The following is a 24026-nucleotide window of genomic DNA, read 5'->3' as shown; positions in this document are numbered from 1 at the left end:
ACCCTCACTTTAACGTCATTTTGATATACTCCATGATAAAATCAGCAACATTAATCCCGGTACAGTCAAACATATTACGGATGTGCGCGTTCGAGTTTATTTCACATACAATCGGCTCGTTATCAGCTCCAAACAATAAATCCACACCGGCAAAATCGGCACCAATCGATTCAGCTGCTTTGACAGCCGTATGTCGTTCTTTGGGAGTGGGCTGATAAGCTTCCATCGTTCCACCTGCCGTTACATTTGCCCGGAAGTCGTTTGGCGCATGACGGGTCATAGCAGCAACAACCTTACCACCAACGACATGCAGCCGCATATCTTTTCCGGAGCTGGCAGCAATAAATTCCTGAAGCATGAACGGACGTCCTTGAAGCTGATCGATTTTTTCAGCTAATTCGTCTGTTGAGTGAACGAGATAAACTTGTTCACCAAACGAACCGAATGCTTCTTTAACAATCATAGGAAACCGCAAAACCTCTATAGCCTGATAATAGTCATCAATCGGATTATCCGAAATACTATAAAACGCTTTTGGTGCAATAACCGTTTTCGGAACGGGTAAATGATGGGATGCCAATAACTGATATGAGGCAATCTTGTCGTCACTTACCGCAATGGTCTCCGAGGTGTTGAAGACGCGAACCCCCAATAATTCGAGCTGCTTTGCCAAATAGATATCTTTATCAGCAAAAACGACAAAATCAGGCCATTTGGTTTTTCCTGCACTGAGCACATTCATTGATTCAGTAGCGAGAAGAGCTAACAATTCATTATTTTTATAAATGGTCGTTTCAATATGCTGTTTGGCTGCAGCCTGCTGAATCCATTCGGCAAAATCCAGAAATTTCTCGCCCGGCAAGTAGCCGTTATAAATAATCCAACCATACAAAGTCAACTGACGTCTTCCTTTCTGCATGCAAATTGTAATTGATTACTGCTATAATGATGCTGTTTAGAGTAAATATAAACGAAAAGCGGTGTCTATGATGTTTGAACATTTCAGTCAGATTGAAGCTTTCTTCCAGGAACGGAAACAATACGGTGTGAAACCGGGACTGGAACGTATACATAAATTATTGCAGCTGCTCGGTAACCCACAGGAAGACATGAATGCTGTTCATGTTGCCGGAACCAATGGTAAAGGCTCAACCATTCATTACCTGAAAAATGCATTGTTGTCGAATGGTTACCGGATCGGTGTATTTAATTCTCCGAGTCTTGAAGGATTAACAGGTCATATATTGCTCAATAATGACAGGATTTCAGAAAAAGCCTTGATTCAATATGTTAATGACATCCATCCGTTTATTAAGCAGCTGGATGCAGAACTTAATCATCCGACAGAATTTGAAATCATCACTGTGATTGCTTTTTTATATTTTGCCGATTACGCTGATTTTGCTTTAATTGAAGCCGGAATGGGCGGCAGGGAAGATACAACCAACTGTTTTATCCCCATTCTGTCCATTATAACAAATGTCGAGCGGGATCATACGGATTTTCTGGGAGAAAGCATCCAATCCATTGCTTATCATAAGGCCGGCATTATCAAAGAAAACAGACCGGTCATTGCCGGAGACTTGTATAAAGAGGCATTATCGGTCATAACTGAAGAAGCCTCGAAAAAACATGCACCTCTCTATCCGGCTGCTGAATCTTTTCAGTACCAAATTGGCGACATAATGAATTCACGCCAAACATTTCAATGGCTCTCAGCTCCCGGGAAATGTATGGACATAACATTAAATACAGCCGGTATCCATCAGATAAAAAATGCTTCCCTGGCCATAATGGCGCTAGTGATTCTTGAGGATAACGGGGTTGCACTGGATTGGAATGCTTGCATAACCGGATTAGCCACTGCCCGAATACCCGGCCGTTTTGAGCAGATTCATACCAAACCGGCTATCATACTGGATGGTGCTCATAATCCTGCGGGTGTACAGGCTTTCACAGATACGCTGACAGATTATTTTTCTGATATGGAAAAACACCTCGTTTTTGCTGCATTTAAGGATAAGGATTTAAAACAAATGCTGGCTGAGCTGGAACCTCATTTTGATTCGGTTACATTGACGACATTTGACCATCCCCGGGCTGCCGGATATGAACAGCTTCAAAAAGTCACGCACCATCCAAATGCGCTATGGATGAGCGACTGGCAAAAAGCAATTGAACAAATCAGCTGTCAGCAGGATAACATGTGTTATTGTGTCACCGGCTCATTACATTTTATTGCAATTGTGAGGAAATATTTTGAAGAAATAGCAGGCTTGTAGTAAACTGTAATTATTCGAAAATTTTTAAACTATAAGTCATAAGTCACGATTAAAATGCAGAAGAAATTGCGAAAAATGGTTCGATGGGCTGGGAGATGTGTCAATAAATGGTAACAAAACGAAAAGTTATCTTCATATGGCTGTTGTGGTTAATCTTTTGGCCAGTAATTTTGTGGCTGTCTTATCATCATTATTATGTCAATATCGAAAATCACATCGTTGATATATCCCTGTTTGGTTTATTTCTCGGAATTGTTGCCTGGTTTCCGATAACAATCAAAGATAATCCCGTTTTTTTTGTTAATGGGATAAGCATGGCTGTTTTTCTTATTTTTGGTCTTTTTGTCGAAATTATATTGACATTGTTAGCCATCGTGATTGTTCTGCTTAAAATTGGTGCCGGTAAGAAAGACTTGTACCGATACCCGCTGAATATGCTCATGTTTTCCATTGTATCAGTCATTTCAGCAGCTGTATTTAACTTACTCGGGGGCAGTCATGAGACAATTTCGGCACAAAGTGAGGACCAAATTGCAGCTGTTTTCGGATATGCCATTTCCATCTTTCTTTTCAATACGCTTCTTAATAAACTGTTGGAAAAAGTGCTTTACAATCGTAAGGTGAAAATATTTGACGAAGGTCTGAGATGGGAGTTTATTTCAGCCTCCATGACAATACCTGTCGGGTTTGTTTTATTTGTATTATATACAGAAATTGGCATATTTGGGATTTTTTACTTAGGTATTCCATTTGTTTTTATCTCAATTATTCTGATGCTTCTTTACTCGTATCAGGAAATTAACCGCTTTCTCGAGAAAACAGGGGATATTGGCCATCGACTGACAAACCGTATGGAACTGACTAATGTTTATGATGTGTTCATCCAGGAAATCAGTGATCTCTTACCGATTGATTATGCCTATATTTTTATGGCAAATCAGGACCGGCTGGTTTTGGAACGATTTGAAGATGTTCACCATCAGACAGATGCGCCGTTCAGGGTAATTGAATGTCGGGAGGGATTCAGCGGAACTGTATTGAGAAGTGGAAAACCTCTCTTGTATAAAAATGCTTCTAACTGGTCAGATATTAAAAGTGAAAAAATATTTCCAGATACAGAAAGTGTATTATCACTCCCGGTTGAATATGGTGATACGGTTATCGGCGTTGTAACGCTTGAATCGAAAGCCCGAAATGCTTTTGAGAAGATGCACTTGCGGGTGATGACCATTTTAACGGGTTATCTTGGTGTCGCAGTTGAAAACGCCAAAAACTATGAAACGGCAAAATTAAACAGCGAAAAAGATGGTCTGACTAATATATATAATTTCACATATATCGAGAGATTGCTGGAGGATCACTTTGACACAATGAAACGTGAAGGTATCGTAAAGCCGGCTTCTTTAATTATTCTGGACTTGGATCATTTTAAACATGTCAATGATACATATGGTCACGAAGCGGGAAATGAAATATTAGCCCAGGTTGCCCAAAGGCTTAAAGCAGCCACTGGTAATAACGGGGTCACTGCACGGTATGGGGGAGAAGAATTTGTTGTTTTTCTGCCGGATTTTGACCTGGTTGAAACGGTGCAAATGGCAGAAACATTGCGTTCCGATATATTTAGCGAATCATTTAATATTGAAAACCATATGCTCGACTTAAACCATCCAATTGATATTCGTATAACAGCCAGTATAGGTGTTGCCACGTATCCATCAGATTGTGAAACACCGAGTGAACTCATTCGTCATGCTGATCGTGCCATGTATATCGGAGCAAAGCAAAAGGGGAGAAATAGAGTCGCTGTGTATAACCAGGAAGCTTTAGAAACATCCTGAAAAATTCTTCACCAGGACATTTTTCGCTTTTGTTGTATTATGTTGAAAGTTTTTTTTGGAAGATAGACAATAATCGCCTTACTTTTTACTATCCATGTGCTAGAGTTGAACAAACTGGCATATGGAGGGGAAATAGTTGAGTAAAGGTAAAAAAATCGAAATACGGATGAATGGCAAAAAGACAAATCTGACGCATCATGATACCAAGCCGGATGAAAAATATTCGATTAAAGAATTTAATAAAGAACATGCTGCTACAATAGAAGATTCCGATATACCTGAACTCATTAGACAGGATAGTGACGATCCTGACAACGAGATCTATTTTACCCGAAAGCCCAGGTTCAAAATGTTTAAACCGTTTTTACTTGCTGCCCTATCTGCTATTATCGTCGGTTCCATATTAGGTTTCTTCATGTTGAATATGTTTGTTGATATTAATGATGATATAAGCCGGCAAGGGGATTCTCCTCCTCTTGCTGCAGCCGGTGGTGAGGATGACGAGGGAGATAGTACGGATGATGAAGGAGGGAATGATAACTCAGGCGGAAATGAGGAAACGTCTCCGGTTACGACTGAGGCTATTAATCCATTTATCCTGCAGGCCGGCAAGTTCGGTGAAAAAGCGAATGCTGATGAAATGGCGGCCGCACTTCAACAGACAGGTTTTCCAGCTATGATCTGGGAAAAAGATAATTTCTTCTTTGTCATAGCAGGCATTACCAACTCAAGGGAGCAGGGGACACAGCTGGCAAGCACGTTTGCTGAAGATGATTTTGAAGTTTACGTGACAGAATGGGGAGTGCCATCAGGCGATCTTGAACTCCCGCCTCAGGAAAAGGAATGGCTTCAAATGTTTGAAGAGCAATGGAATGGTGCGTTAGCTGCTGTTAGTGATGGCAATCAGCTTTCACAGGATGCATGGGCAGATGTTGTTAGTGAAATCCCGGAAAACACTGAGCAAATCACTGATTTCACTCAATTTTTAAGGGAACAGCACCAGCAGATGGGCGAAGCGGATATATGGCAGGATCGGGTCATTTTGCTAAATCTATTGGAACAGTTTAGTCAGTTGGTCTTACAATGATTACATGGAGCCGGATTAAAAGAAAAATGAGGATTTTTGTGTTATGCAGGCTATCCCTTGGTGGAAAATTTAATTTTAGCCGGAGAGTTTTTAAAAAATGAAACATTTAAATCAGGTGAAAATGCTTTTTTACAAAGTTGTCCAATGAGAGATGAGCAGATACGATAGACGTATCTTAGCTTAGGGAGGACTGTAAATGAGCTCACCGACCATTATGATAAAAGATGTTCCCAAAGAAGATCGCCCACGCGAGCGTTTGCTGAATTTTGGGCCAAGCCACTTATCCAACCAGGAGCTGCTGGCCATCCTGATTGGCAGCGGAACGAAGGACGAATCCGTGATGTCCTTATCTAATCGGGTTCTCATGCATTTTGAAGGCTTGAATTTATTAAAAGATGCTACTATTGAAGAACTGACAGCTATTAAAGGTATTGGTTCCGCTAAAGGTGTGCTGCTGTTATCCGCTTTGGAATTGGGGAAACGACTGAATCAGTATAAGCCTGATGACCGATATGTCATTCGCTCACCGGAAGACGGGGCAGACTATGTTATGGAAGAAATGCGAAATTTGAGCCAGGAACATTTTGTTGTTTTATTTTTAAACACGAAGAACCAGATTATCCACAGACAAACGATTTTTATTGGCAGTTTAAATGCATCCATTGTACACCCGCGTGAAATTTATCGGGAAGCTGTTAAACGTTCAGCAGCTTCGATCATCTGCGCACATAACCACCCTTCCGGAGATCCCTCACCTTCCCAGGAGGATATTCATGTAACCAGACGTCTGGTTGAATCAGGTAAAATGATTGGTATCGAACTTTTGGACCATCTGGTAATCGGTGATCGGAAATTTATTTCGCTTAAAGAAAAAGGATACTTATAAACACTATCTATTTTTTTATTTTTTTCGTATAATTGAATAGACGTCATTATTAGCGCCAGTTTCTTTTTTTTGACCTGAGATTGGCGCTTATCGTGCTTTGCGGAAAATGTGCTTATTTACTTTCCGATAAAACATGTTTAAAATGAAGCATTGAAGTTAAAGTGACTGTAAAACTTATAAATAGAAGCTGCAAATGTAAGAGTTTGTTATTCGGGAAAGGAAGATTGTTTTGGTGAGGTTCAGTTTATCTCAGGATTTAGGAATAGATTTGGGTACTGCCAACACACTCGTTTTTGTTAAAGGAAAGGGTGTTGTTGTACGTGAACCGACTGTTGTTGCCAAAAATATTGAAACAGGTGAGATTGAAGCAGTCGGAGAGTCAGCCAGGAATATGATTGGCCGGACTCCCGGGAATATTTCGGTTGTCAGGCCGATGAAAGATGGTGTTATTGCTGACTATGATACAACAGCTGTTATGATGAAATATTTTTTCAAAAAAGCAATGACCAGCAGATCGCTTTTTGCTAAAAAGCCAAATGTCATGATATGTGTGCCATCAGGTATTACAATGGTGGAAGAACGTGCTGTGCTTGATGCAACGAAACAAGCCGGTGCTAAGGATGCTTTTCCGATTGCTGAGCCTTTTTCGGCAGCTATTGGCGCCGGTTTGCCTGTATGGGAACCAACCGGCAGTATGATTGTCGATATTGGCGGCGGGACAACAGAAGTTGCGGTTATCTCGCTTGGTGGTATTGTGACAAGCCGTTCCATTCGTACAGCAGGCGATAATATGGATGAATCGATTACAAATTATATTCGGAAACATTATAACCTGATGATTGGTGAACGGTCAGCTGAATCGATTAAAATGGATATCGGTGTTGCAGGTGAAGTGACAGAAAATGTTGAAATGGATATACGCGGTCGTGATTTGCTTACCGGTCTGCCCAAGACAGTAACGATTACATCAAGGGAGATAGCCATTTCATTAAATGAGACAGTCGAAAACATTGTGGAAGCTGTCAAGGATACATTGGAGAAAACGCCACCCGAACTGTCTGCTGATATTATGGATCGCGGAATCGTCCTATCGGGCGGTGGTTCGCTTTTAAAAAACCTGGATAAAATTATTAGTGATGAGACGAAAATGCCTGTATTTGTTACGGAAGATCCGCTGGAAAGTGTAGCAATCGGAACAGGTAAATCATTGGAATACATTCATCATTTCCGTTCCCATCCGAATGTATCTTCCCGTCCTACTGTTGAGTAAGCAGGTGTTGACATGAAGTTTTTTCAAAAACAAAGATTATTTATCCTGTTAATCGGTATCATCATTCTTGTCGTATTGATCGGTTATTCATTACAGGATAGAGAAAATGAAACAATGGTTGAACAGTTCATTAAAGATACAGTTGGATGGGCACAGAACATCATACACACGCCTGTTGATTATGTAACAGGTATTTTTCAAAACATTGATGATATCAGGAATACTTATGATGAAAATAAAATACTGCGTGAAAAAGTTGCAGAATATAAAAGTCTTCAGTATGAGGTGCAGGAATTAGAAGAAGAAAATAACGAACTGCGGGAAACATTGGACAAAACCGAATCAATTCGTGATTATAACCCGATTCAGGCTACCGTCATGTCCAGGTCACCCGAACGGTGGATTGAACAAGTGACGATCAATAAAGGGACTCAGCATGGTGTCAGGGAAAATATGGCGGTTATTACGGCTGATGGGTTAATCGGTAAGGTGGAAGCCGAATCAAAACTTACATCAACAGTGAAACTTTTGACTGGATTCGACCAATTTAATCGTATATCGGCAACCATTTCCCGGGAAGAAGGCGATGATATTTCCGGTATGATTGAAGGATATGATCAGGAATCAGATCATTTGCTGTTTCGAATCATAGAAGAGTCCGGTGATGACTTGGAGGAAGGGGAATTAGTCTTATCCTCAGGAATGGGTGGTGTTTTCCCGGCTGGTTTACCAATTGGTGAAGTGCAAGAGGTCAAACCGGATCAATATGGGTTAACCCGTACGGCATTTGTTGAACCGGTGGCTGATATGTACGATATCAATAATGTCATAGTCGTTGAGCGCCAGCAGACTGATGATAGTGACTCAGGAGAATCTGAGGAGGATGAATCATAATGAAACGGTTATTGATTCTGCTTTTCTTATTTGTGCTGCTGGTTATGGAAGGTGTCGCCCTGGATATATTGCCGGTTTCACTTTTGAAAGGTGATTTTGTTTTTGTCTCCCATTGGGTTTTTATGTTTCTCATTCTTATTGCTATTTTTTATGATAGGGAGGACACCTATTTTTCAGTTTTTTACGCCCTGTTGTTTGGACTCTTAATCGATATTGTCTATACCGGGGTTTTAGGTGTTTACATGTTCAGCTACGCTTTAGGCGTTTATTTGGTTCATGGGATGACAAAATTACTGCATGCTAATTTTTTTGTAACGCTATTACTGGGGACTGCAGGCCTGATATTGGCTGAAATATTTATCAATTTCATTTTTTCAGTTACAGGAATAGCTGAATTGGCCTGGCAGGATTATTTAGTTTATAGACTGGTGCCGACAGTGATGGCTAATATTGTTTTTCTGCTGATTTTGTATCCATTCACGATAAAACGGCTAGTCAAGTGGAAAGAGGAACAAATATCAGCCAGCAGTCAATTTTAGTCGTGCGCAATGTCAAGGTGAAATATTGAGGTGAACGTATCGTGCTAGAAGGAAACCAAACGATTACGATTAAAGGTACAAAAGATGGGTTGACACTATTCATTGATGACCGCGGAACGTTTGATAATGTCATACATGAGCTCGCCGACAAGCTTTCAGAGTATAAGCCCAAAAAAGATGAACCGGTTGTCCCGGTGACTGTAAAATTAGGGGATCGGTATATAAATGAGCGCCAGAAAGAGCAGTTACGCGAGCTGATTGGGAATAAAAATCGCTTTACGATTGATTCCTTTGACTCAAATGTTATACACCAGGACGACGCTCTAAGCTGGAAAGAAAATAGCGACGTTAAAGTGATTAATAGAATTGTACGATCTGGTCAGGTCCTTGAAAATGTCGGCGATTTGTTATTGATTGGTGATGTCAATCCTGGGGGAAAGGTTATCGCAACCGGTAATGTATTTATTATGGGCAGTCTGCTTGGCATTGCACATGCCGGGGCAAATGATGATCGGGAGGCGGTCATAGCCGCATCTTATATGAAACCAAGTCAGCTGAGAATAGCAGATTATATAAGCCGTGCACCTGATTATGAAACAGAAGGTGTCTATATGGAATGCGGACTCATTGATGAAAAACAGGATAAAATTGTCATTGACCGGCTGCAGGTTCTTTCCCAGAAGCGAAAAGATATAAGCGGGTTTGAAAGGAGAATGCTGAATGGGTGAAGCAATAGTAATTACTTCCGGTAAAGGCGGCGTAGGTAAAACAACCACCACTGCAAATATTGGTACCGCCTTAGCGCTGATGGAGAAAAAAGTCTGCCTGATTGATACGGATATTGGCCTGCGCAATCTTGATGTCATAATGGGTCTGGAAAATCGGATTATTTATGATATCGTGGACGTCATTGAAGAGCGCTGCAAACTCGGACAAGCTTTGATCAAAGATAAACGATTTGACGACTTGGCCCTTTTACCCGCAGCTCAGACCAGCGATAAGTCGGCCGTTACAACGGATGGAATGAAAAAAATCGTTCAGGAATTGAAGCAAACCTATGATTATATCATTATCGATTGCCCGGCAGGAATAGAACAGGGATTTCAAAATGCAATTGCAGCAGCGGATAAAGCAATTGTTATAACCACGCCTGAAAAATCCAGTGTCAGAGATGCTGATCGCATTATCGGTCTATTGGAAAACGAGGAGATTGACTCGCCAGGATTGGTTATTAATCGTATCCGAAATCATATGATGAAAAATGGTGATATGCTGGATATTGATGACATAATTCAAATACTTTCGATTGACCTTGTTGGTATTGTACCTGATGATGACAGCGTTATTAAGGCGTCCAACACCGGGGAGCCTATTGCACTTGAGGGAAGTTCCAAAGCTTCAGTAGCTTACCGGAATATTGCCCGGCGAATACTGGGAGAAACCGTACCACTTCAATCACTCGATGATGAAAAAGGCATGTTTCAAAAGGTGAAAAAGTTTTTTGGAATACGCTCTTAATTACGAAATACTCAGCTTGTTTCATTTATAAGCTGGCATAAGTTCTGCTTCTGACTCATACACTTGTACAAAAGTATCAAAGGGTTGTGAGCAGAATGAATAAAGGCGTCAAAAAAGTCAGAAAATCAATTAATCAGCGAAAAAAAATGCGCGGTATCACTTCCGAACAAACATCACCAAAACGAATCATGCCATCTTCTTTTCCACAGGAAGAAGAAAAACATGGTTACTTCCCTGTTTTTACTGATCACACGGATTCGGCAAAGCGTACCAATCGGCGAATTTCCGGTGCTGCGGTTAAAGGAATCTTATCAATTATGCTTTTTTTTGGAGCAGGGTTGTTATTTCAGACTGATTCAGATTTGTTTTCCGAACCTAAAACATGGACCGCAAACGCACTGACAGAGGAATTTCCGTTTGCCAGGGTAAATCAATGGTATCAGGACACGTTTGGTGCACCAATGGCATTGTCGTCTGATTCTGGTGAGGATGGACAAGCTTTGGCATTTCCGGTTAATGGTACTGTTTCAGAAACCTTTCAAGCCAATGGTACAGGGATTATGCTTGCACCCGAGGAGGAATCGGACGTTTCAGCTTTACAGGGTGGTGTTGTTACGTTTGCAGGAAATGATACCGAAACGGGTAAGACTGTTATTGTGCAGCATCCTGATAATAGCGAAACCGTTTACGGCAATTTAAGTTCTGTTGATGTCCATTTATATCAGTTCATTGACAGTGGCCAAAAACTCGGTGTGTTCACTCCGGATGATGAAAATAAGAATGTCTATTTCGCTATTGAACAAGATAATGATTATGTGGATCCTGTACAGGTGATTCAAGTTGATGACTCTCAATAACTTGTTGCCTCCAGTCCACATACACCCGATTTTATTAATTTTTATCATCATTTCGTTTTTGACTGGTACATTTATTGAACTGATGACAATATTAGTGATTGTATTGATTCATGAACTTGGTCATTTTACAGCTGCAAAATGGTTTGGGTGGCGGATTCGCGGTATTATGTTATGGGTGTTTGGCGGTGTCATGCAAACCGATGAAAATGGGACAAGACCGTTTCATGAGGAAGTAGTGGTCACAATTGCAGGCCCGATCCAACATCTATTCATTTATTTGGTATTATTTTTTTTATCCGGAAGCCATGCAGTTTTGCCGTCAATTGTCGAGATGGGTTTTTTTTATAACACTGTGATCCTATTATTCAATTTGCTGCCTATTTGGCCGCTGGATGGCGGCAAACTTGTATTGCTGCTTTTTTCAGAGTTATTTCCATATCGTAAAGCGTATGATTGTGCTATCATTCTATCAATATGTATCAATATGATCGTGATTGTTGCATTGCTTTTATTGGTACCGTTCACGCTTAGTGCATTTCTCCTGTTCACATTTCTGCTGATGGAAAATGGAAAGGACTGGAAACACCGTTATTATGTATTTATGCGATTTCTGCTGCAGCGTTATCAAGGCAAAAACCATTTCAATCGTATTCATACAATTGAAGTAACGTATAATACCAGTTTGATGGATGTTTTCAATCGCTTTCGCCGGGATAAAAACCATACAGTCTATGTTACATTTCCGGGGAATACCCGACAATCAATGAGCGAGGCAGAATGTCTGTACAGTTATTTTCATGAACGGAACTATCGAAAACCGATTGGTGAGCTGGTCAGTTATGTATCGTAATGATTTTTTAATATCGACCAGAAAGTATAAAATTACGGATGACGTTTTCAATACTGAAATCGGCTAACGCACCGATTTCTTCCATTCCGGCCTCTGACCTCTGGCATATGAAAAGACGCGTCAGCGTTTTTTCCATCTTGACAAGCGGTTTTATATCATGATAATATTTATACGTTAATCAACGTAGCACCAGTGCTACAACCGCTCAGAACAGGTTTTTAAATTCCTTTTTGAACAATAGGGATACCTGCATGGCGAGTCTTGGTCATTAGGGAGGTGCAATGATGTACGCAATTATTGAAACAGGCGGTAAACAGATTAAAGTTACTGAAGGACAGGAGATTTATGTCGAAAAAGTAGCAGCTGATACAGACGAATCTGTTACGTTTGATAAAGTCTTGTTCGTCGGTGGTGACGATGTTAAAGTTGGTGCCCCATATGTTGACGGTGCATCCGTTACGGCAAAAGTCGAAAAACAGGGTCGTCAGAAGAAAATAACTGTTTTTAAGTATAAGCCAAAGAAAAATTATCATCGCAAGCAGGGTCATCGTCAGCCTTATACCAAATTAGTCATTGATAAAATCAATGCATAGAAGGTAATGATATGATCAATGTCAATGTGAACCGGGAAAACAACCAAATTAAACAGTTCGAAATGTCCGGGCATGCTGATAGCGGACCTTATGGTTATGATTTAGTATGTGCAGGCGCTTCGGCTGTATCATTTGGAGCCGTTAATGCGGCCCTGACATTAAGCGGTGCAGATTTGGAAATTGAACAGGGAGATGAGGGTGGTTTCCTTCAGGTGACGGTGCCTGATAACATATCAGGTGAAATGATGGAAAAAACCCAGCTCCTGCTGGAAGGCATGCTTGTTTCCCTGAAGACAATTGAGTGAATTTATCAGCATTCAACAGCAGGGAGGTGCAGTATAATGCTACGTTTGGATTTGCAGTTTTTCGCACAGAAAAAAGGTGCCGGAAGCACAAAGAACGGTCGTGATTCAGAATCGAAACGCCTTGGTGCCAAACGCGCCGATGGCCAAACGGTAAACGGTGGAAGTATCCTTTACCGTCAGCGTGGAACAAAAGTTTATCCGGGTGTAAATGTAGGCCGCGGCGGAGATGATACGCTGTTCTCCAAAATTGATGGTGTTGTAAAGTATGAGCGCATTGGCCGTAACCGTAAAAAAGTCAGTGTTTATCCGGTTGCCAGGGAAGCATAGCCTTAGTTTTCAATAAATGAACTCCAGTCTGTTTTGGCTGGAGTTTTTTGCTTTTCTTTAGGCTATTTTCATCACCAGGGAAATCAGGACCGATTACTAAAACCGCCAAATCCATGTCAACGTACATTCGCCTGGCCAAAATCCCAACTGATGGAAGTTTCACTTTATATTTGCTATACTTTCTTTACTATTGGGGGGGAGGAAAATGGAGGAAAAAGAGGTCATACAACTGCTCCGGCATTATCGGCATGATTTGATGAACCATTTGCAGATTGTACAAGGGTATTTAAGTATGGGGAAAATGGAAAAAGCCCAAAAGAAATTAACGAATTATATGCAGTTACTTCAGGAGGAAGGCAAACTGGTCAATATGCATGCGCCGGCTTTTGTGTTTTATATTTACTGCAATTGATTCCCTACATACGAATTTTCGTTTAAACATATCCATTATACACACTGAAAATAAGAATTTGCAGTCAGTGGACCGGCTGCTTGTGAACACTGTGAGCAAGTGATGAAAAAGATAGAGCATGTATCTGACCGAGATGGAATTATATGAATTGAATGTACGGTTGTATGAATGAATCCCCTGGACACTATTGGATGGCGTTCCACAGTAAACGGCAATTTACCGGATGTTTCTTCCTTGCAAAATACAATGACGGATAAGGATAATGAAGCAGCAATGTATCAGGGGGATAACGAAATAAAATTTATTGTCAGTGAGCAAGTGAGGTGAATAATTAATGTTTGTTGATCAGGTTAGTGTTTTTGTTAAAGCCGGAGATGGCGGAAATGATAGCTGCCTACCGGCGGGAAATCTATGAACCAAAAGGCGTCCTGCCGGCGGAGATGGCGGAGATGGCGGAAGATGTCATTTTTTAAGGGTGGATGAAGATTGAATACTAATTGGAACTCCGTTATAATTCGTCATTTAAAGCCAAAACGCGGTGGAGAATGGCATGAGCAAAAATAAACATGGCAAAATTGCCGACCCTTAATGTTGATGTTCCACCTGGTACAACCGTAAGTTGATGAAGATTACCGGAAGCATAGCTGATTTAAACAGAGCATGGGTCAGGAAGCTGTCATCGCTAAAGGGTGGGTCGCGGCGGCGCGTAACTCCGTTTTGCAACTTCCAAAAACCCCGCACCCGAACTGTCTGAAAATGGAGAACCGGTCAGGATCGCCAAATTAAAGTTGAATTGAAATTGATTGCTGATGTTGGTTTGGTCGGATTTCCGAGTGCAGGGAAATCAACGCTGTTATCGGTCGTCAGTGCTGCCAAGCCAAAAACGGCAGAATACCATTTTACAACCCTGTCACCGAACCTGGCGTTGATACCGGGACCAGCGAAGGTTTGTGATAGCGGATTTGCCGGGCTGATGAAGGTGCCCATGAAGGCGTCGGATTGGTCCATCAATTTTGCGTCATGTTGAGCGACACGTGCTTTTGCTGCATGTCATTGATATGGCGGGATCGAAGGAAGAGATCCATATGATGACTTTGTAAAAATCAATCGTGAATTAAAGGCATATGACGCGAAGCTGATGGAACGTCCACAAATTGTGGCAGCAAATAAGATGGACATGCCGGGAGCGGAAGAAAATCTTCAGGAATTTAAATCAAAATTAAACGATGAGTACCCGGTCTATACCGTTTCAGCGCTAACAAAAGAAGGTTTAAGGGAAATCGTATTCGCCCTTGCGGATACATTGGATCAGATTCCAAAATATACACAGGAAATTGAAGAATCCGATGAACAAGTCGTGTACCGTTATCAAAAAGAGGAAACACCATTTACAATTACAAGAGATTCGGATGGTTCATTTGTTTTGTCAGGTGACAAACTTGAGAAGCTATTTAAGATGACTGATTTCACAAAGGATGAAGCTGTCCAGCGTTTTGCCCGTCAGCTGCGTGGAATGGGTGTGGATGATGCATTGCGTAAGCGGGGAGCTAAAGATGGTGATACCATTCGATTAAAGGATTTTGAATTTGAATTTATTGAGTAGCAGGGTTTAATATAGGGGGGAATGACAGGATGGTAAAAATAGGTTATCTGGGGCCGCGCGGAACATTTACAAAACTTGCAGTTGATACGGCATTTAATGGAGGGGACAAGCAAAGTTTCACAACGATTCCGGAGTGTATCGATGCCGTTGATGAGGAACAAATTGATATCGGTGTTGTGCCGCTGGAAAATGCTATTGAAGGAACAGTGCAATTGACGGTTGATTATTTGGTTCATCAGGTGCGATTACCGATCATAGCGGAAATAGTGGTCCCGATTCAGCAGCATTTATTGGTATCTCCTGGTTTTGACGGTGATTTATCCAAAGTGACGAATGTGTATTCACACAGTCACGCCATTGCACAGTGTCATCAATTTCTGCATATGCATTTACCTGATGCCAAACTGGATTTCACGTCATCTACGGGGAAAGCGGCAGAAGTTGTTAGTAACAGTGAACAAAATGTAGCTGCTGTTGGCAATACTCTGGCAGCAAGTGAATATGGATTGTCGATTTTCCAGGAAAACATTCATGATTACCCAAATAATCATACCAGATTTGCCGTACTTGCCAAAGATAAAAATAGTGCCCGGATTAAACATGAATCACAAACAGAAAAAACGAGCCTGCTGGTAACATTGCCAAGTGACTATGCCGGGGCTTTGTATCAGGTTCTGGCCGCTTTTGCCTGGCGTAAAATGAATCTTTCCAAAATCGAATCAAGGCCAATGAAAACAGGGTTGGGAAATTATTTTTTCATTATCGATGTCAATCAACCGTATGATGATGTTTTATTTCCCGGTGTCAAAGCCGAACTGGAGGCTCTTGGCTGTAATGTTACAATCCTGGGTACATATCCTGTTTATCAAATGCATTTGTAATCAGGACCGTCTGCTCGAAACAGAGCAGACGGTTTTTTGTATATATTTCAGGGGACATTTTCAATCTTGAAATCGGCAAACTCACCGATTTCTTTCAATCCAATCTCTGACCTCTGGCATCTGAAAAGACGCGTCAGCGTTTTTTCTTATTTTTAGTTCAACATTTGTCATTTATTTGCATATGTTGGTAGTGTGTGAGCAGCCCAGTTTGAAACCGGAAGAGAAAGGAGTATGTTGAATTGAAAATTCATATTGTCCAAAAAGGTGATACATTATGGGAAATAGCCCAGCAATATGGTGTGGATTTTGAACAAGTCAAACAGCTGAATCCGCAGTTATCCAGCCCGGATATGATTATGCCAGGTATGAAAATCAAAATACCGGCAACATCCAAACAAGTCAAACAAGAAGGCATGCAACAGAAAGAAACTCAGAAAGAAACGCAAAAACCGGCTGCTGAAAAACCATATAAAGACACATCCCCAAAGCCGATGCCGACGATTAAAGAGGATGATGTTAAAAAGCCAAAAGACGTCAAGCCAAAGATGCCAGTGCAGCCAAAGATGCCGACAATAGAACAGGAAATGAATCATTACACAATCAACCTGCCACAGATCCCCAGCTACAAACACGAAGATGATGAATCCTCCGAAAAACAAAAAAAGATGTATTATCAGCCGTATCCAGTACCTGTGAAGCCTTATCAGCATATGCCGCACCCACCGGCTCCGATGCCTCAAAAGGAACCGTATGCTCCGCCTAAGAACGATTGCGGTTGTGGAGGCCCAAAACAAACGCCTATGCAGATGCACCAGCAGCCAACACACCATCATCAACACATGCCAATGCATCAACAGCCAATGCCTATGCCACCGATGCACCATCAGCCCATGATGGAACCAATGAAGCACCAGCCGCCTCCCGTGCAGCAGCCAATGTTTGAGCAGCCAATGAAAACAGGATATCATCCATACGACGGAAATATGATGGATTCATGTAAAGGAACGTCAAACCTGGAAATGCCAGCAAAACCGACACTATATCCCAGTATGAAAGATTCCGGCTTATATCATCCGACAGAGACACCTAAATCAATGGGCATGCAGCAGGGATTTCATTACAATCAAATGCCACCAGCATCACATCCACACTTTAAAGGCAATCCTATGCCAATGCCGCCCGGATTCCAGAATAAATATCGTGAAGATGGGGAAGAGTCAACAAGTGAGTGATTCGATACAAGGAGACGAGATGAATGCAGATCGTCTCTCTTCTTTTTTGCTGAAAAATGGGGGACTGAAGCCAGTTCGCCTGACCAGTATTCAGGAGCATGTTGTTTACATCGAAACGAATGAAGGTGAAAGATTAATTTTAAAACGTCACAACAATAAGTTACGTGTTGAACAGCAATGGCATTTTTTTGAACAGCAATCATCCTCTATCCCTGTATCTTTTCAGAGGTTTCCCAATCAAAAGCAATTTTTATATGATAATGGCAGGTATTGGACAATTTCGCCGTATATTCATGGAAGGAAATTAAACTATGTATTTGCAAAGGATCGGAAAGACGCTCTAAATGTATTAAAAATGTTTCATAATGATACAAAAGGGGTAAAGATCAGGCATCCATTAATAAAGGAAATGTTTTATGTAAAGTGGCATAAAAGACTGCAGAAATTCATGTATACGGAGCCAATTTTTAAGGAATACAGATTCAACCCATTGTTTACAGATATTGTCCAAACGGCTGAGAAATATTTACAGCTTGTATCTGCGTTTAACTGGGGTGAATTGCATGACAAGGCAAGACAGCTTGGCACTTGGATTCACGGGGATGTTGCTGCACATAATTTCATTCGGTCTTCCGGTCAAATTCATCTGATTGATTTCGATTTATTATCATGTGCCCCGCCACTAAATGACTATATACAGATTGGTCAGCGGTATTTACCATATTTGAACTGGGATCTTGACCGGCTTTTATCATACAAAATCGTACCGCAGAAAACCATAAAACCATGGCTGTATTCCATTTTTATTCCCAGCGATGTCATGCGGGAATGGCTGTATTTTTTAGACAGTAATTCCGAGCGCCCGATTCGTAACTATTTAGAGGAGCTGGAAATGGATTGGCTTAAACGGCAATATTTTTTAAAAACTGCCCGAAAGATGCTAAACTGAAATAGGAAATCTGAAAAATTAGGTGATAATGGTGGAAGAAACAATTGATGAAATCGTGCAATGGTTGCAGGAACGCGTTCATGAGGCTGGTGTCAATGGATTATTAGTCGGCCTCAGCGGCGGGCTGGATTCAGCAGTTGTCGCACACCTTATTCAGCGGGCTTTCCCTGAAAATTCACTTGGAGTCATGATGCCGCTGAACACGAAACCACAGGATATGGAGCATGCAGATAAAGTCATTAAGAGTTCCGGGATTAATGGTATGACGATTGATCTGACTGAAACCCATCAAATAATGTATTCGACAATCAGTGATCAATTAAAGCAAAAGAATGCCTTTAAAGAGGAAAATGATCAGCTTGCAGGTGCAAATCTGCGGGCACGCCTAAGGATGAGTACGCTTTATACAATTTCGGCACATTATCATTATTTGGTTGTCGGAACCGATAACGCATCCGAGTGGTATACCGGTTATTTCACTAAATATGGTGATGGCGGTGTCGATATATTGCCATTAGTGGAATTCACAAAACAAGAGGTACGGGAAATGGGACAATATTTAGGTGTTCCTGATGACATTTTATCCAAAAAACCAAGTGCAGACCTGTGGGAAGGGCAGACCGATGAAGATGAAATGGGAACAACGTATGATAAAATTGATGCTTATCTGAAAGGGGAGGAAATTCCTGAACAAGATAAAGAAATCATTGATAAGATGCATCAAAGTACAGCCCATAAACGAGAACCGTTGAAGAAATTTCATCGGTCCTAAAATAATGACATGTTTTTACTGATTAAAATGGCCTTTCTTATCCATCCTAATGAATAAGGGAGGTTGTTTTTTATGCAGGTGATTAAATGGATGAGTATACCAGTTTTCGTGTTGACACTTATTGGATGTGCAGAATATGAAACAGGGGACAATGGAACTCAGGACAACATGAATTCCCAGCCGATTAAATATGAAACACAGGAAGAACAGGATGAACGGCTTGGAACAGAATCTGATGAGCAAAAGACTTATCCGGATAATAAGTATAAAGATATAAATGAAGGTGATAGCGGTAAGAATACTGACAAGTTCACAAATGAGATGTCATTGTCGATTTCCAATCATTTAAAGCAGAGGCATGATGTCAGACAAGCGCAAGTCGCCGTAACAGATGAAAAGGTCGTTGTTGGGGTCATGCTTACTGATCAAGCACCACCGGATATGCGCGATCTTGTTGAAGAAGAAGTGCAGCAATTGGTTCCAAACAAAGACGTTTATGTTTATACAGATGATATTTATTGGGACCGGATGCGCAATAAAGACGCGGAACTGGACCAGCTAAATGGTGATGTGAGAGAGTATCTGCGGGAATTTTTCAATCGGGACAGAGAACATTTTTAAATTTATCCCTCATTGAACTCCTCGGCCCGACGTTTTCAGCAAAATATGTCCGATTCTGTTCGGGCTGAGGAAAGAACACCCCAGTGATTGACGTTTCATTTTATCTTTCCAAAGTGTCACATTAATGATTATTAATGTAAGACACTTTTTTGATGATGGCATTTTTGATATAGTTAGTACGAACAATCCTGGAGAGAGGAGAATGCCGTATGGCTGGTCATTCCAAATGGCATAATATACAACGAAGAAAAAATGCACAAGATGCCAAAAAAGGCAAAATATTTATGCGGCACGCCAAAACGATATATACCGCTGCTAAAGAAGGTGGGGGCGATCTCGATATGAATCCTTCTTTGCGAACAGCTGTTGAAAAAGCAAAAGCGGATAACATGCCAAACGACAACATTGATCGTGCTATCAAAAAAGCTACAGGCGGCCTCGACGGTGTAAACTATGAAGAAATCACCTACGAAGGTTATGGTCCTGGCGGTATCGCTGTGATTGTCAATGTTCTGACTGACAATAAAAATAGGACCGCTTCAGAAATCAGACATGCGTTTAAGAAAAATGATGGAAACCTTGGGGAAAACGGCAGCGTTACGTTCATGTTTGATCGTAAAGGTTATATTGTCATTGAAGATCCAGATGGGGCAATAGATGAAGACGACATGACGCTCGAAGCCATTGAGGCAGGAGCTGATGATATCACAGCTGAAGACGGCGTATATGAAATTTATACCGATCCGGAAAACTTTCAAAGTGTCCGTGATCATTTACGCGATAATCATTACGAACTTGCCGAAGCTGACGTAACATTTATTCCGCAAACGTACACTGCACCCTCCGAAGATGATGAACAAAAGATGTTAACCCTGATTAATATGCTGGAAGATAGTGAAGATACGCAAGATATTCATCACAATATGGAGAACTCAGGTTAATAAACGTGATACTTCTATTCTCTGTGAATGGGGATGGAAGTTTTCTTTTATCCCTGCATTTATATAACCTATTCAGGTATAGTTATGTTAAGATAGGTGGAGGGAAATAAAGGAGAAGGTCAGATGATTGCTTACATAAAGGGAATACTGGTCAGTGTAAATGAAAATGCAGTGATTGTAGACGTTCAAGGGGTTGGATATGAGATTGTCTGTGCCAATCCATTTTCGTTTCAGGCATCATTGCATCATGAGGTGACAATTAATACATTTCATTATGTACGTGAAGATGCACAAATGCTTTATGGTTTCCGGAATGAGGATGAAAAAATATTATTTACAAATCTTATTTCTGTTTCCGGTATTGGTCCAAAAGGTGCATTATCCATATTGGGAGGTATTGATGCGGGTGAATTTATTGAAGCGATTGAACGGGAAGATGATAAATACCTGACAAGCTTCCCTGGCATTGGTAAAAAAACGGCGAGACAAATTATTCTGGATTTAAAAGGTAAATTGTCAGCGGTGGTATCAATTTCTTCCCAAAGTTCAGCAGACACGCAAAACCGGGAAGCTTCAGAAGGTTTACAAGAAGCTCAGGAAGCATTAAAATCGCTTGGGTACACTGAACGTGAGATTAAAGCAGTGATGCCCGAACTGCAACAGGAGAGCACGAGCAACACGGATGAAATTGTCCGTAGAGCACTGGCATTACTAATGAGAAATTAATAAGGTGGGATAATAATGGACGAGCGTATGGTTACAGGTGAATTACAGGAAGAAGATTCCACTGTTGAGCTTAGTCTCCGGCCCACGAATTTGAATCAATATATAGGTCAGCAAAAAGTTAAGGAAAATCTCAGTATTTTTATTCAGGCAGCAAGAATGCGTGAAGAAGCGCTTGATCATGTATTATTATATGGTCCGCCCGGTCTTGGTAAAACCACATTGGCAGCCATTATCGCCAATGAAATGGGGGTCCAGTTCCGTTCCACCTCAGGTCCGGCGATTGAACGGTCCGGTGATTTGGCTGCGATTCTGTCGTCACTTGAACCTGGTGATGTTTTGTTTATTGATGAAGTGCATCGCCTGCCAAGGTCTGTTGAAGAAATATTATATCCGGCGATGGAAGACTTTTTTATTGATATTGTGATTGGCGACGGACCGAGTGCAAGATCTGTCCGTATCGATTTGCCTCCCTTCACACTGGTAGGAGCCACGACAAGAGCAGGTTTGCTGTCTGCACCATTGCGTGATCGTTTTGGTATCATGAGCCGGTTGGAATTCTACGAGGCAAACGAATTGTGCGACATAGTTGAACGGACTTCCGAAATCTTTGAAACAACGATTACGCACGAAGCAGCTGCCGAGATTGCCCGTCGCTCAAGAGGGACTCCCCGAATTGCCAACAGGCTGCTTAAACGGATCCGTGACATATCGCAAGTGAAAGGTGAAGAGGAAATCAGTCTGAAAACCACTGATTATGCACTGGATATGCTTCAGGTTGATGATGCGGGATTGGACCACATTGACCATAAACTGCTGACTGGCATTATAGAAGGTTTTCAGGGTGGACCGGTTGGATTGGATACAATCGGGGCGACAATTGGTGAAGAATCTCAGACGATTGAAGATGTGTATGAACCATTTTTACTGCAAATCGGTTTTATTCAGCGGACGCCTCGAGGGCGCGTTGTGACACCAAAAGCATACCAGCATTTAGGAATAAGGAACGAAAACGAATGAATATGGGAAAATTGTTTATCATCCTCGGTATTATTTTTGTGGTGATTGGTGCCATTTGGACATTTATTGGTAAATTGCCAGGAGATATTACGATTAAACGCGACAATTTCACATTCCATTTTCCAATCATGACCTCAATTGTCGTGAGTGTTATTTTAACGCTTATCTTTTTCATCTTAGGAAAATTTCGTTAGAATAGTTAGGAGAGCATCATGAACATAGAAGATTTTGATTTTGATTTGCCTGAAGAGTTAATCGCCCAGACACCATTGAAAAATCGTGCTGCATCCAGGCTGCTGGTTTTGCACCGTCATTCAAAGGAAATAGAGCATCAACAGTTCACAGATATCAAGGAACACTTAAAAAAAGGTGATTGCCTTGTTCTCAATGATACCCGTGTGCTGCCCGCCAGACTATATGGCGTAAAAGAGGACACCGGGGCCAAGGTGGAAGTGCTGCTTCTTCGCAGGCAGGAAGAGGATTTATGGGAAGTCCTTGTAAAGCCGGCCAAAAAGATTAAGATCGGAACGGTTATAAACTTTGGCGGCGGTAAAATTCGTGCAACGTGTACGGGTCTTAAAGATCACGGTGGCCGCATGTTGCAGCTTGAGTATGAGGGGATTTTTTATGAAACATTGAATGAACTGGGCGAGATGCCGCTTCCGCCTTACATAAAAGAGCAGCTGTCAGAGAAAGAACGATACCAGACAGTGTATGCAAAAGAAGAAGGTTCAGCGGCTGCACCAACTGCAGGCTTGCATTTTACGAATGAACTGTTGGATGAGATTCGGGCGATGGGTGTTTCGATTGAATTTATTACATTGCATGTTGGTCTCGGTACGTTCAGGCCGGTAAGCGCCGAAAAAATTGAAGAACACAAAATGCATGCCGAATTTTATCATATGTCCAGGGAGACAGCCGATGCACTTGCATCAGTCAAAAATAATGGCGGCCGGATTATTTCTGTCGGTACAACGTCAACGCGGACACTGGAGACAATTGTCCGGGATAATAACGGGATATTCGTCGAATCAAGCGGATGGACGGATATCTTCATTTATCCGCCTTATGAATTTCAGGCTATTGATGGTTTGATTACCAATTTTCATCTGCCTAAGTCAACGTTAATCATGATGGTAAGTGCATTTGCCGGCAGGGACAGGATCATGAACGCTTACCAGGCAGCTGTTGAGGAGCGTTATCGATTTTTCAGTTTTGGCGACGCCATGTTAATTTTGTAAAGCTCTTTTCGTAAACATGGCGGTTTTTAACCTTGCAGTTGATATAAACTGCGACACAATGAAAAATTAGAGGCCTATGACACCGCTCCGGAAATACACTCCGCGCACCTTAGGGCGGCTGGTGAGCCTCCTCGTGCTCGTCGTGTTGCAAGTGTGTTCGGTGAAGCAGCACTCCTCGCAGAAAAAACCTCGCTAACGCGCTGCGGGGTCTCACCTATGCCTATCCTCCCGCTGGAGTCTCCGCGTATTTCCTCCGCTGGTGTTGACTTTCTGTATATTGAATGTTTTCTCACTTGGACAGAACACGACACTAAGCTGCGGAAAAATGCGACACTCCTGCGGGAAAGGAACAGTCTGAAGACCCCGCAGCGAGCGACTAAGG

Annotated in this window: 29 protein-coding genes and 1 other annotated feature; of the genes, 28 read left to right on the top strand and 1 reads right to left on the bottom strand. The window is 41.6% G+C overall.

Annotation, left to right across the window (positions count from 1 at the left end):
* Positions 1 to 4: 4 nt before the first annotated feature.
* Positions 5 to 898: an ATP-grasp domain-containing protein gene (locus Len3610_RS08220; RefSeq protein WP_176447522.1), complete on the bottom strand. Its 894-nt coding sequence runs from the start codon at positions 896 to 898 to the stop codon at positions 5 to 7.
* A gap of 88 nt (positions 899 to 986) precedes the next feature.
* On the opposite strand from Len3610_RS08220, the gene Len3610_RS08215 reads away from it, so the two are divergent.
* From Len3610_RS08215 to queA, 28 genes are all read left to right on the top strand, one after another.
* On the top strand, positions 987 to 2282 hold the full coding sequence (locus Len3610_RS08215) for a bifunctional folylpolyglutamate synthase/dihydrofolate synthase (protein WP_255259843.1): 1296 nt from the start codon (positions 987 to 989) through the stop codon (positions 2280 to 2282).
* 107 nt (positions 2283 to 2389) lie between these two features.
* The gene (locus Len3610_RS08210) at positions 2390 to 4123 is read left to right on the top strand and encodes a sensor domain-containing diguanylate cyclase (protein WP_176447521.1); all 1734 of its coding nucleotides are present in this window, start codon (positions 2390 to 2392) and stop codon (positions 4121 to 4123) included.
* Between the two features lie 136 nt (positions 4124 to 4259).
* The gene (locus Len3610_RS08205; RefSeq protein WP_176447520.1) at positions 4260 to 5210 is read left to right on the top strand and encodes an SPOR domain-containing protein; all 951 of its coding nucleotides are present in this window, start codon (positions 4260 to 4262) and stop codon (positions 5208 to 5210) included.
* 196 nt (positions 5211 to 5406) lie between these two features.
* A complete protein-coding gene (gene radC / locus Len3610_RS08200) occupies positions 5407 to 6096 on the top strand; it encodes a RadC family protein (protein WP_176447519.1) in 690 nt (229 codons plus the stop codon).
* A 229-nt stretch (positions 6097 to 6325) separates the two neighbouring features.
* Positions 6326 to 7366: a rod shape-determining protein gene (locus tag Len3610_RS08195; protein WP_176447518.1), complete on the top strand. Its 1041-nt coding sequence runs from the start codon at positions 6326 to 6328 to the stop codon at positions 7364 to 7366.
* 12 nt (positions 7367 to 7378) lie between these two features.
* On the top strand, positions 7379 to 8260 hold the full coding sequence (gene mreC / locus Len3610_RS08190; protein WP_176447517.1) for a rod shape-determining protein MreC: 882 nt from the start codon (positions 7379 to 7381) through the stop codon (positions 8258 to 8260).
* The gene (gene mreD, locus Len3610_RS08185; protein WP_176447516.1) at positions 8260 to 8799 is read left to right on the top strand and encodes a rod shape-determining protein MreD; all 540 of its coding nucleotides are present in this window, start codon (positions 8260 to 8262) and stop codon (positions 8797 to 8799) included. Before mreC ends, mreD begins: the two co-directional genes overlap by 1 nt.
* Positions 8800 to 8840: 41 nt before the next feature.
* Positions 8841 to 9527, top strand: a complete 687-nt coding sequence (gene minC / locus Len3610_RS08180) for a septum site-determining protein MinC (protein WP_176447515.1) — start codon at positions 8841 to 8843, stop codon at positions 9525 to 9527.
* Positions 9520 to 10317, top strand: coding sequence for a septum site-determining protein MinD (minD, locus tag Len3610_RS08175; RefSeq protein ID WP_176447514.1), 798 nt, complete (start codon positions 9520 to 9522; stop codon positions 10315 to 10317). The genes minC and minD overlap by 8 nt, the downstream gene beginning before the upstream one ends.
* A gap of 95 nt (positions 10318 to 10412) precedes the next feature.
* On the top strand, positions 10413 to 11174 hold the full coding sequence (locus tag Len3610_RS08170; protein WP_176447513.1) for a M23 family metallopeptidase: 762 nt from the start codon (positions 10413 to 10415) through the stop codon (positions 11172 to 11174).
* On the top strand, positions 11161 to 12024 hold the full coding sequence (locus tag Len3610_RS08165) for a site-2 protease family protein (RefSeq protein WP_176447512.1): 864 nt from the start codon (positions 11161 to 11163) through the stop codon (positions 12022 to 12024). The genes Len3610_RS08170 and Len3610_RS08165 overlap by 14 nt, the downstream gene beginning before the upstream one ends.
* Before the next feature lie 189 nt (positions 12025 to 12213).
* Positions 12214 to 12296: a sequence feature (ribosomal protein L21 leader region), on the top strand.
* Between the two features lie 12 nt (positions 12297 to 12308).
* Positions 12309 to 12617: a 50S ribosomal protein L21 gene (rplU, locus tag Len3610_RS08160; RefSeq protein WP_176449594.1), complete on the top strand. Its 309-nt coding sequence runs from the start codon at positions 12309 to 12311 to the stop codon at positions 12615 to 12617.
* A gap of 11 nt (positions 12618 to 12628) precedes the next feature.
* A complete protein-coding gene (locus Len3610_RS08155; protein ID WP_176447511.1) occupies positions 12629 to 12922 on the top strand; it encodes a ribosomal-processing cysteine protease Prp in 294 nt (97 codons plus the stop codon).
* A gap of 36 nt (positions 12923 to 12958) precedes the next feature.
* Positions 12959 to 13249 carry a 50S ribosomal protein L27 gene (gene rpmA, locus Len3610_RS08150; RefSeq protein ID WP_176447510.1) on the top strand — a complete coding sequence of 97 codons (291 nt, stop codon included), beginning with the start codon at positions 12959 to 12961 and terminating at the stop codon, positions 13247 to 13249.
* A gap of 205 nt (positions 13250 to 13454) precedes the next feature.
* A complete protein-coding gene (locus Len3610_RS08145; protein WP_176447509.1) occupies positions 13455 to 13661 on the top strand; it encodes a Spo0B domain-containing protein in 207 nt (68 codons plus the stop codon).
* 338 nt (positions 13662 to 13999) lie between these two features.
* On the top strand, positions 14000 to 14134 hold the full coding sequence (locus Len3610_RS20815) for a hypothetical protein (protein WP_255259842.1): 135 nt from the start codon (positions 14000 to 14002) through the stop codon (positions 14132 to 14134).
* 326 nt (positions 14135 to 14460) lie between these two features.
* A complete protein-coding gene (locus tag Len3610_RS20810; RefSeq protein ID WP_255259841.1) occupies positions 14461 to 14688 on the top strand; it encodes a GTPase in 228 nt (75 codons plus the stop codon).
* 111 nt (positions 14689 to 14799) lie between these two features.
* Positions 14800 to 15264: an Obg family GTPase CgtA gene (gene cgtA / locus Len3610_RS20805; RefSeq protein ID WP_255259840.1), complete on the top strand. Its 465-nt coding sequence runs from the start codon at positions 14800 to 14802 to the stop codon at positions 15262 to 15264.
* Between the two features lie 29 nt (positions 15265 to 15293).
* Entirely contained in the window at positions 15294 to 16145 is an 852-nt protein-coding gene (gene pheA, locus Len3610_RS08135; RefSeq protein WP_176447508.1) for a prephenate dehydratase, read from the top strand.
* Between the two features lie 239 nt (positions 16146 to 16384).
* Positions 16385 to 17377 carry a SafA/ExsA family spore coat assembly protein gene (gene safA / locus Len3610_RS21455; RefSeq protein WP_176447507.1) on the top strand — a complete coding sequence of 331 codons (993 nt, stop codon included), beginning with the start codon at positions 16385 to 16387 and terminating at the stop codon, positions 17375 to 17377.
* The gene (locus Len3610_RS08125) at positions 17370 to 18326 is read left to right on the top strand and encodes a phosphotransferase (protein ID WP_176447506.1); all 957 of its coding nucleotides are present in this window, start codon (positions 17370 to 17372) and stop codon (positions 18324 to 18326) included. The genes safA and Len3610_RS08125 overlap by 8 nt, the downstream gene beginning before the upstream one ends.
* A gap of 31 nt (positions 18327 to 18357) precedes the next feature.
* Complete coding sequence (gene nadE, locus Len3610_RS08120; protein WP_176449593.1) at positions 18358 to 19098, top strand: NAD(+) synthase; 741 nt, start codon at positions 18358 to 18360, stop codon at positions 19096 to 19098.
* Positions 19099 to 19170: 72 nt separating this feature from the next.
* Positions 19171 to 19719 carry a YhcN/YlaJ family sporulation lipoprotein gene (locus tag Len3610_RS08115; RefSeq protein ID WP_176447505.1) on the top strand — a complete coding sequence of 183 codons (549 nt, stop codon included), beginning with the start codon at positions 19171 to 19173 and terminating at the stop codon, positions 19717 to 19719.
* A 209-nt stretch (positions 19720 to 19928) separates the two neighbouring features.
* Positions 19929 to 20660 (top strand): YebC/PmpR family DNA-binding transcriptional regulator, encoded by a 732-nt coding sequence (locus tag Len3610_RS08110; protein WP_176447504.1) that lies wholly within the window; start codon positions 19929 to 19931, stop codon positions 20658 to 20660.
* 123 nt (positions 20661 to 20783) lie between these two features.
* Positions 20784 to 21386, top strand: a complete 603-nt coding sequence (gene ruvA / locus Len3610_RS08105) for a Holliday junction branch migration protein RuvA (protein ID WP_176447503.1) — start codon at positions 20784 to 20786, stop codon at positions 21384 to 21386.
* Positions 21387 to 21401: 15 nt separating this feature from the next.
* Positions 21402 to 22403 carry a Holliday junction branch migration DNA helicase RuvB gene (gene ruvB, locus Len3610_RS08100; protein WP_176447502.1) on the top strand — a complete coding sequence of 334 codons (1002 nt, stop codon included), beginning with the start codon at positions 21402 to 21404 and terminating at the stop codon, positions 22401 to 22403.
* The gene (locus Len3610_RS08095) at positions 22400 to 22597 is read left to right on the top strand and encodes a DUF2905 domain-containing protein (protein WP_255259839.1); all 198 of its coding nucleotides are present in this window, start codon (positions 22400 to 22402) and stop codon (positions 22595 to 22597) included. Before ruvB ends, Len3610_RS08095 begins: the two co-directional genes overlap by 4 nt.
* Before the next feature lie 18 nt (positions 22598 to 22615).
* Positions 22616 to 23644, top strand: coding sequence for a tRNA preQ1(34) S-adenosylmethionine ribosyltransferase-isomerase QueA (queA, locus tag Len3610_RS08090; protein WP_176447501.1), 1029 nt, complete (start codon positions 22616 to 22618; stop codon positions 23642 to 23644).
* Positions 23645 to 24026 lie beyond the last annotated feature (382 nt).

The organism is Lentibacillus sp. CBA3610 (assembly GCF_013373365.1).
GTDB lineage: Bacteria > Bacillota > Bacilli > Bacillales > Amphibacillaceae > Lentibacillus.
The sequence above is the reverse complement of the archived record's forward strand: the minus strand, read 5'-3'. Positions and strand labels throughout refer to the sequence as shown.

Coding starts and splice junctions, on each gene's coding strand:
- Len3610_RS08215 (WP_255259843.1), top strand. CDS start 987: ATGATGTTTGAACATTTCAGTCAGATTGAAGCTTTCTTCCAGGAACGG.
- Len3610_RS08095 (WP_255259839.1), top strand. CDS start 22,400: ATGAATATGGGAAAATTGTTTATCATCCTCGGTATTATTTTTGTGGTG.
- cgtA (WP_255259840.1), top strand. CDS start 14,800: ATGGAACGTCCACAAATTGTGGCAGCAAATAAGATGGACATGCCGGGA.
- pheA (WP_176447508.1), top strand. CDS start 15,294: ATGGTAAAAATAGGTTATCTGGGGCCGCGCGGAACATTTACAAAACTT.
- Len3610_RS08110 (WP_176447504.1), top strand. CDS start 19,929: ATGGCTGGTCATTCCAAATGGCATAATATACAACGAAGAAAAAATGCA.
- mreC (WP_176447517.1), top strand. CDS start 7,379: ATGAAGTTTTTTCAAAAACAAAGATTATTTATCCTGTTAATCGGTATC.
- Len3610_RS08155 (WP_176447511.1), top strand. CDS start 12,629: ATGATCAATGTCAATGTGAACCGGGAAAACAACCAAATTAAACAGTTC.
- queA (WP_176447501.1), top strand. CDS start 22,616: ATGAACATAGAAGATTTTGATTTTGATTTGCCTGAAGAGTTAATCGCC.
- Len3610_RS08115 (WP_176447505.1), top strand. CDS start 19,171: ATGCAGGTGATTAAATGGATGAGTATACCAGTTTTCGTGTTGACACTT.
- rplU (WP_176449594.1), top strand. CDS start 12,309: ATGTACGCAATTATTGAAACAGGCGGTAAACAGATTAAAGTTACTGAA.
- mreD (WP_176447516.1), top strand. CDS start 8,260: ATGAAACGGTTATTGATTCTGCTTTTCTTATTTGTGCTGCTGGTTATG.
- Len3610_RS08165 (WP_176447512.1), top strand. CDS start 11,161: ATGACTCTCAATAACTTGTTGCCTCCAGTCCACATACACCCGATTTTA.
- ruvB (WP_176447502.1), top strand. CDS start 21,402: ATGGACGAGCGTATGGTTACAGGTGAATTACAGGAAGAAGATTCCACT.
- Len3610_RS08170 (WP_176447513.1), top strand. CDS start 10,413: ATGAATAAAGGCGTCAAAAAAGTCAGAAAATCAATTAATCAGCGAAAA.
- ruvA (WP_176447503.1), top strand. CDS start 20,784: ATGATTGCTTACATAAAGGGAATACTGGTCAGTGTAAATGAAAATGCA.
- radC (WP_176447519.1), top strand. CDS start 5,407: ATGAGCTCACCGACCATTATGATAAAAGATGTTCCCAAAGAAGATCGC.
- Len3610_RS08210 (WP_176447521.1), top strand. CDS start 2,390: ATGGTAACAAAACGAAAAGTTATCTTCATATGGCTGTTGTGGTTAATC.
- rpmA (WP_176447510.1), top strand. CDS start 12,959: ATGCTACGTTTGGATTTGCAGTTTTTCGCACAGAAAAAAGGTGCCGGA.
- minD (WP_176447514.1), top strand. CDS start 9,520: ATGGGTGAAGCAATAGTAATTACTTCCGGTAAAGGCGGCGTAGGTAAA.
- Len3610_RS08145 (WP_176447509.1), top strand. CDS start 13,455: ATGGAGGAAAAAGAGGTCATACAACTGCTCCGGCATTATCGGCATGAT.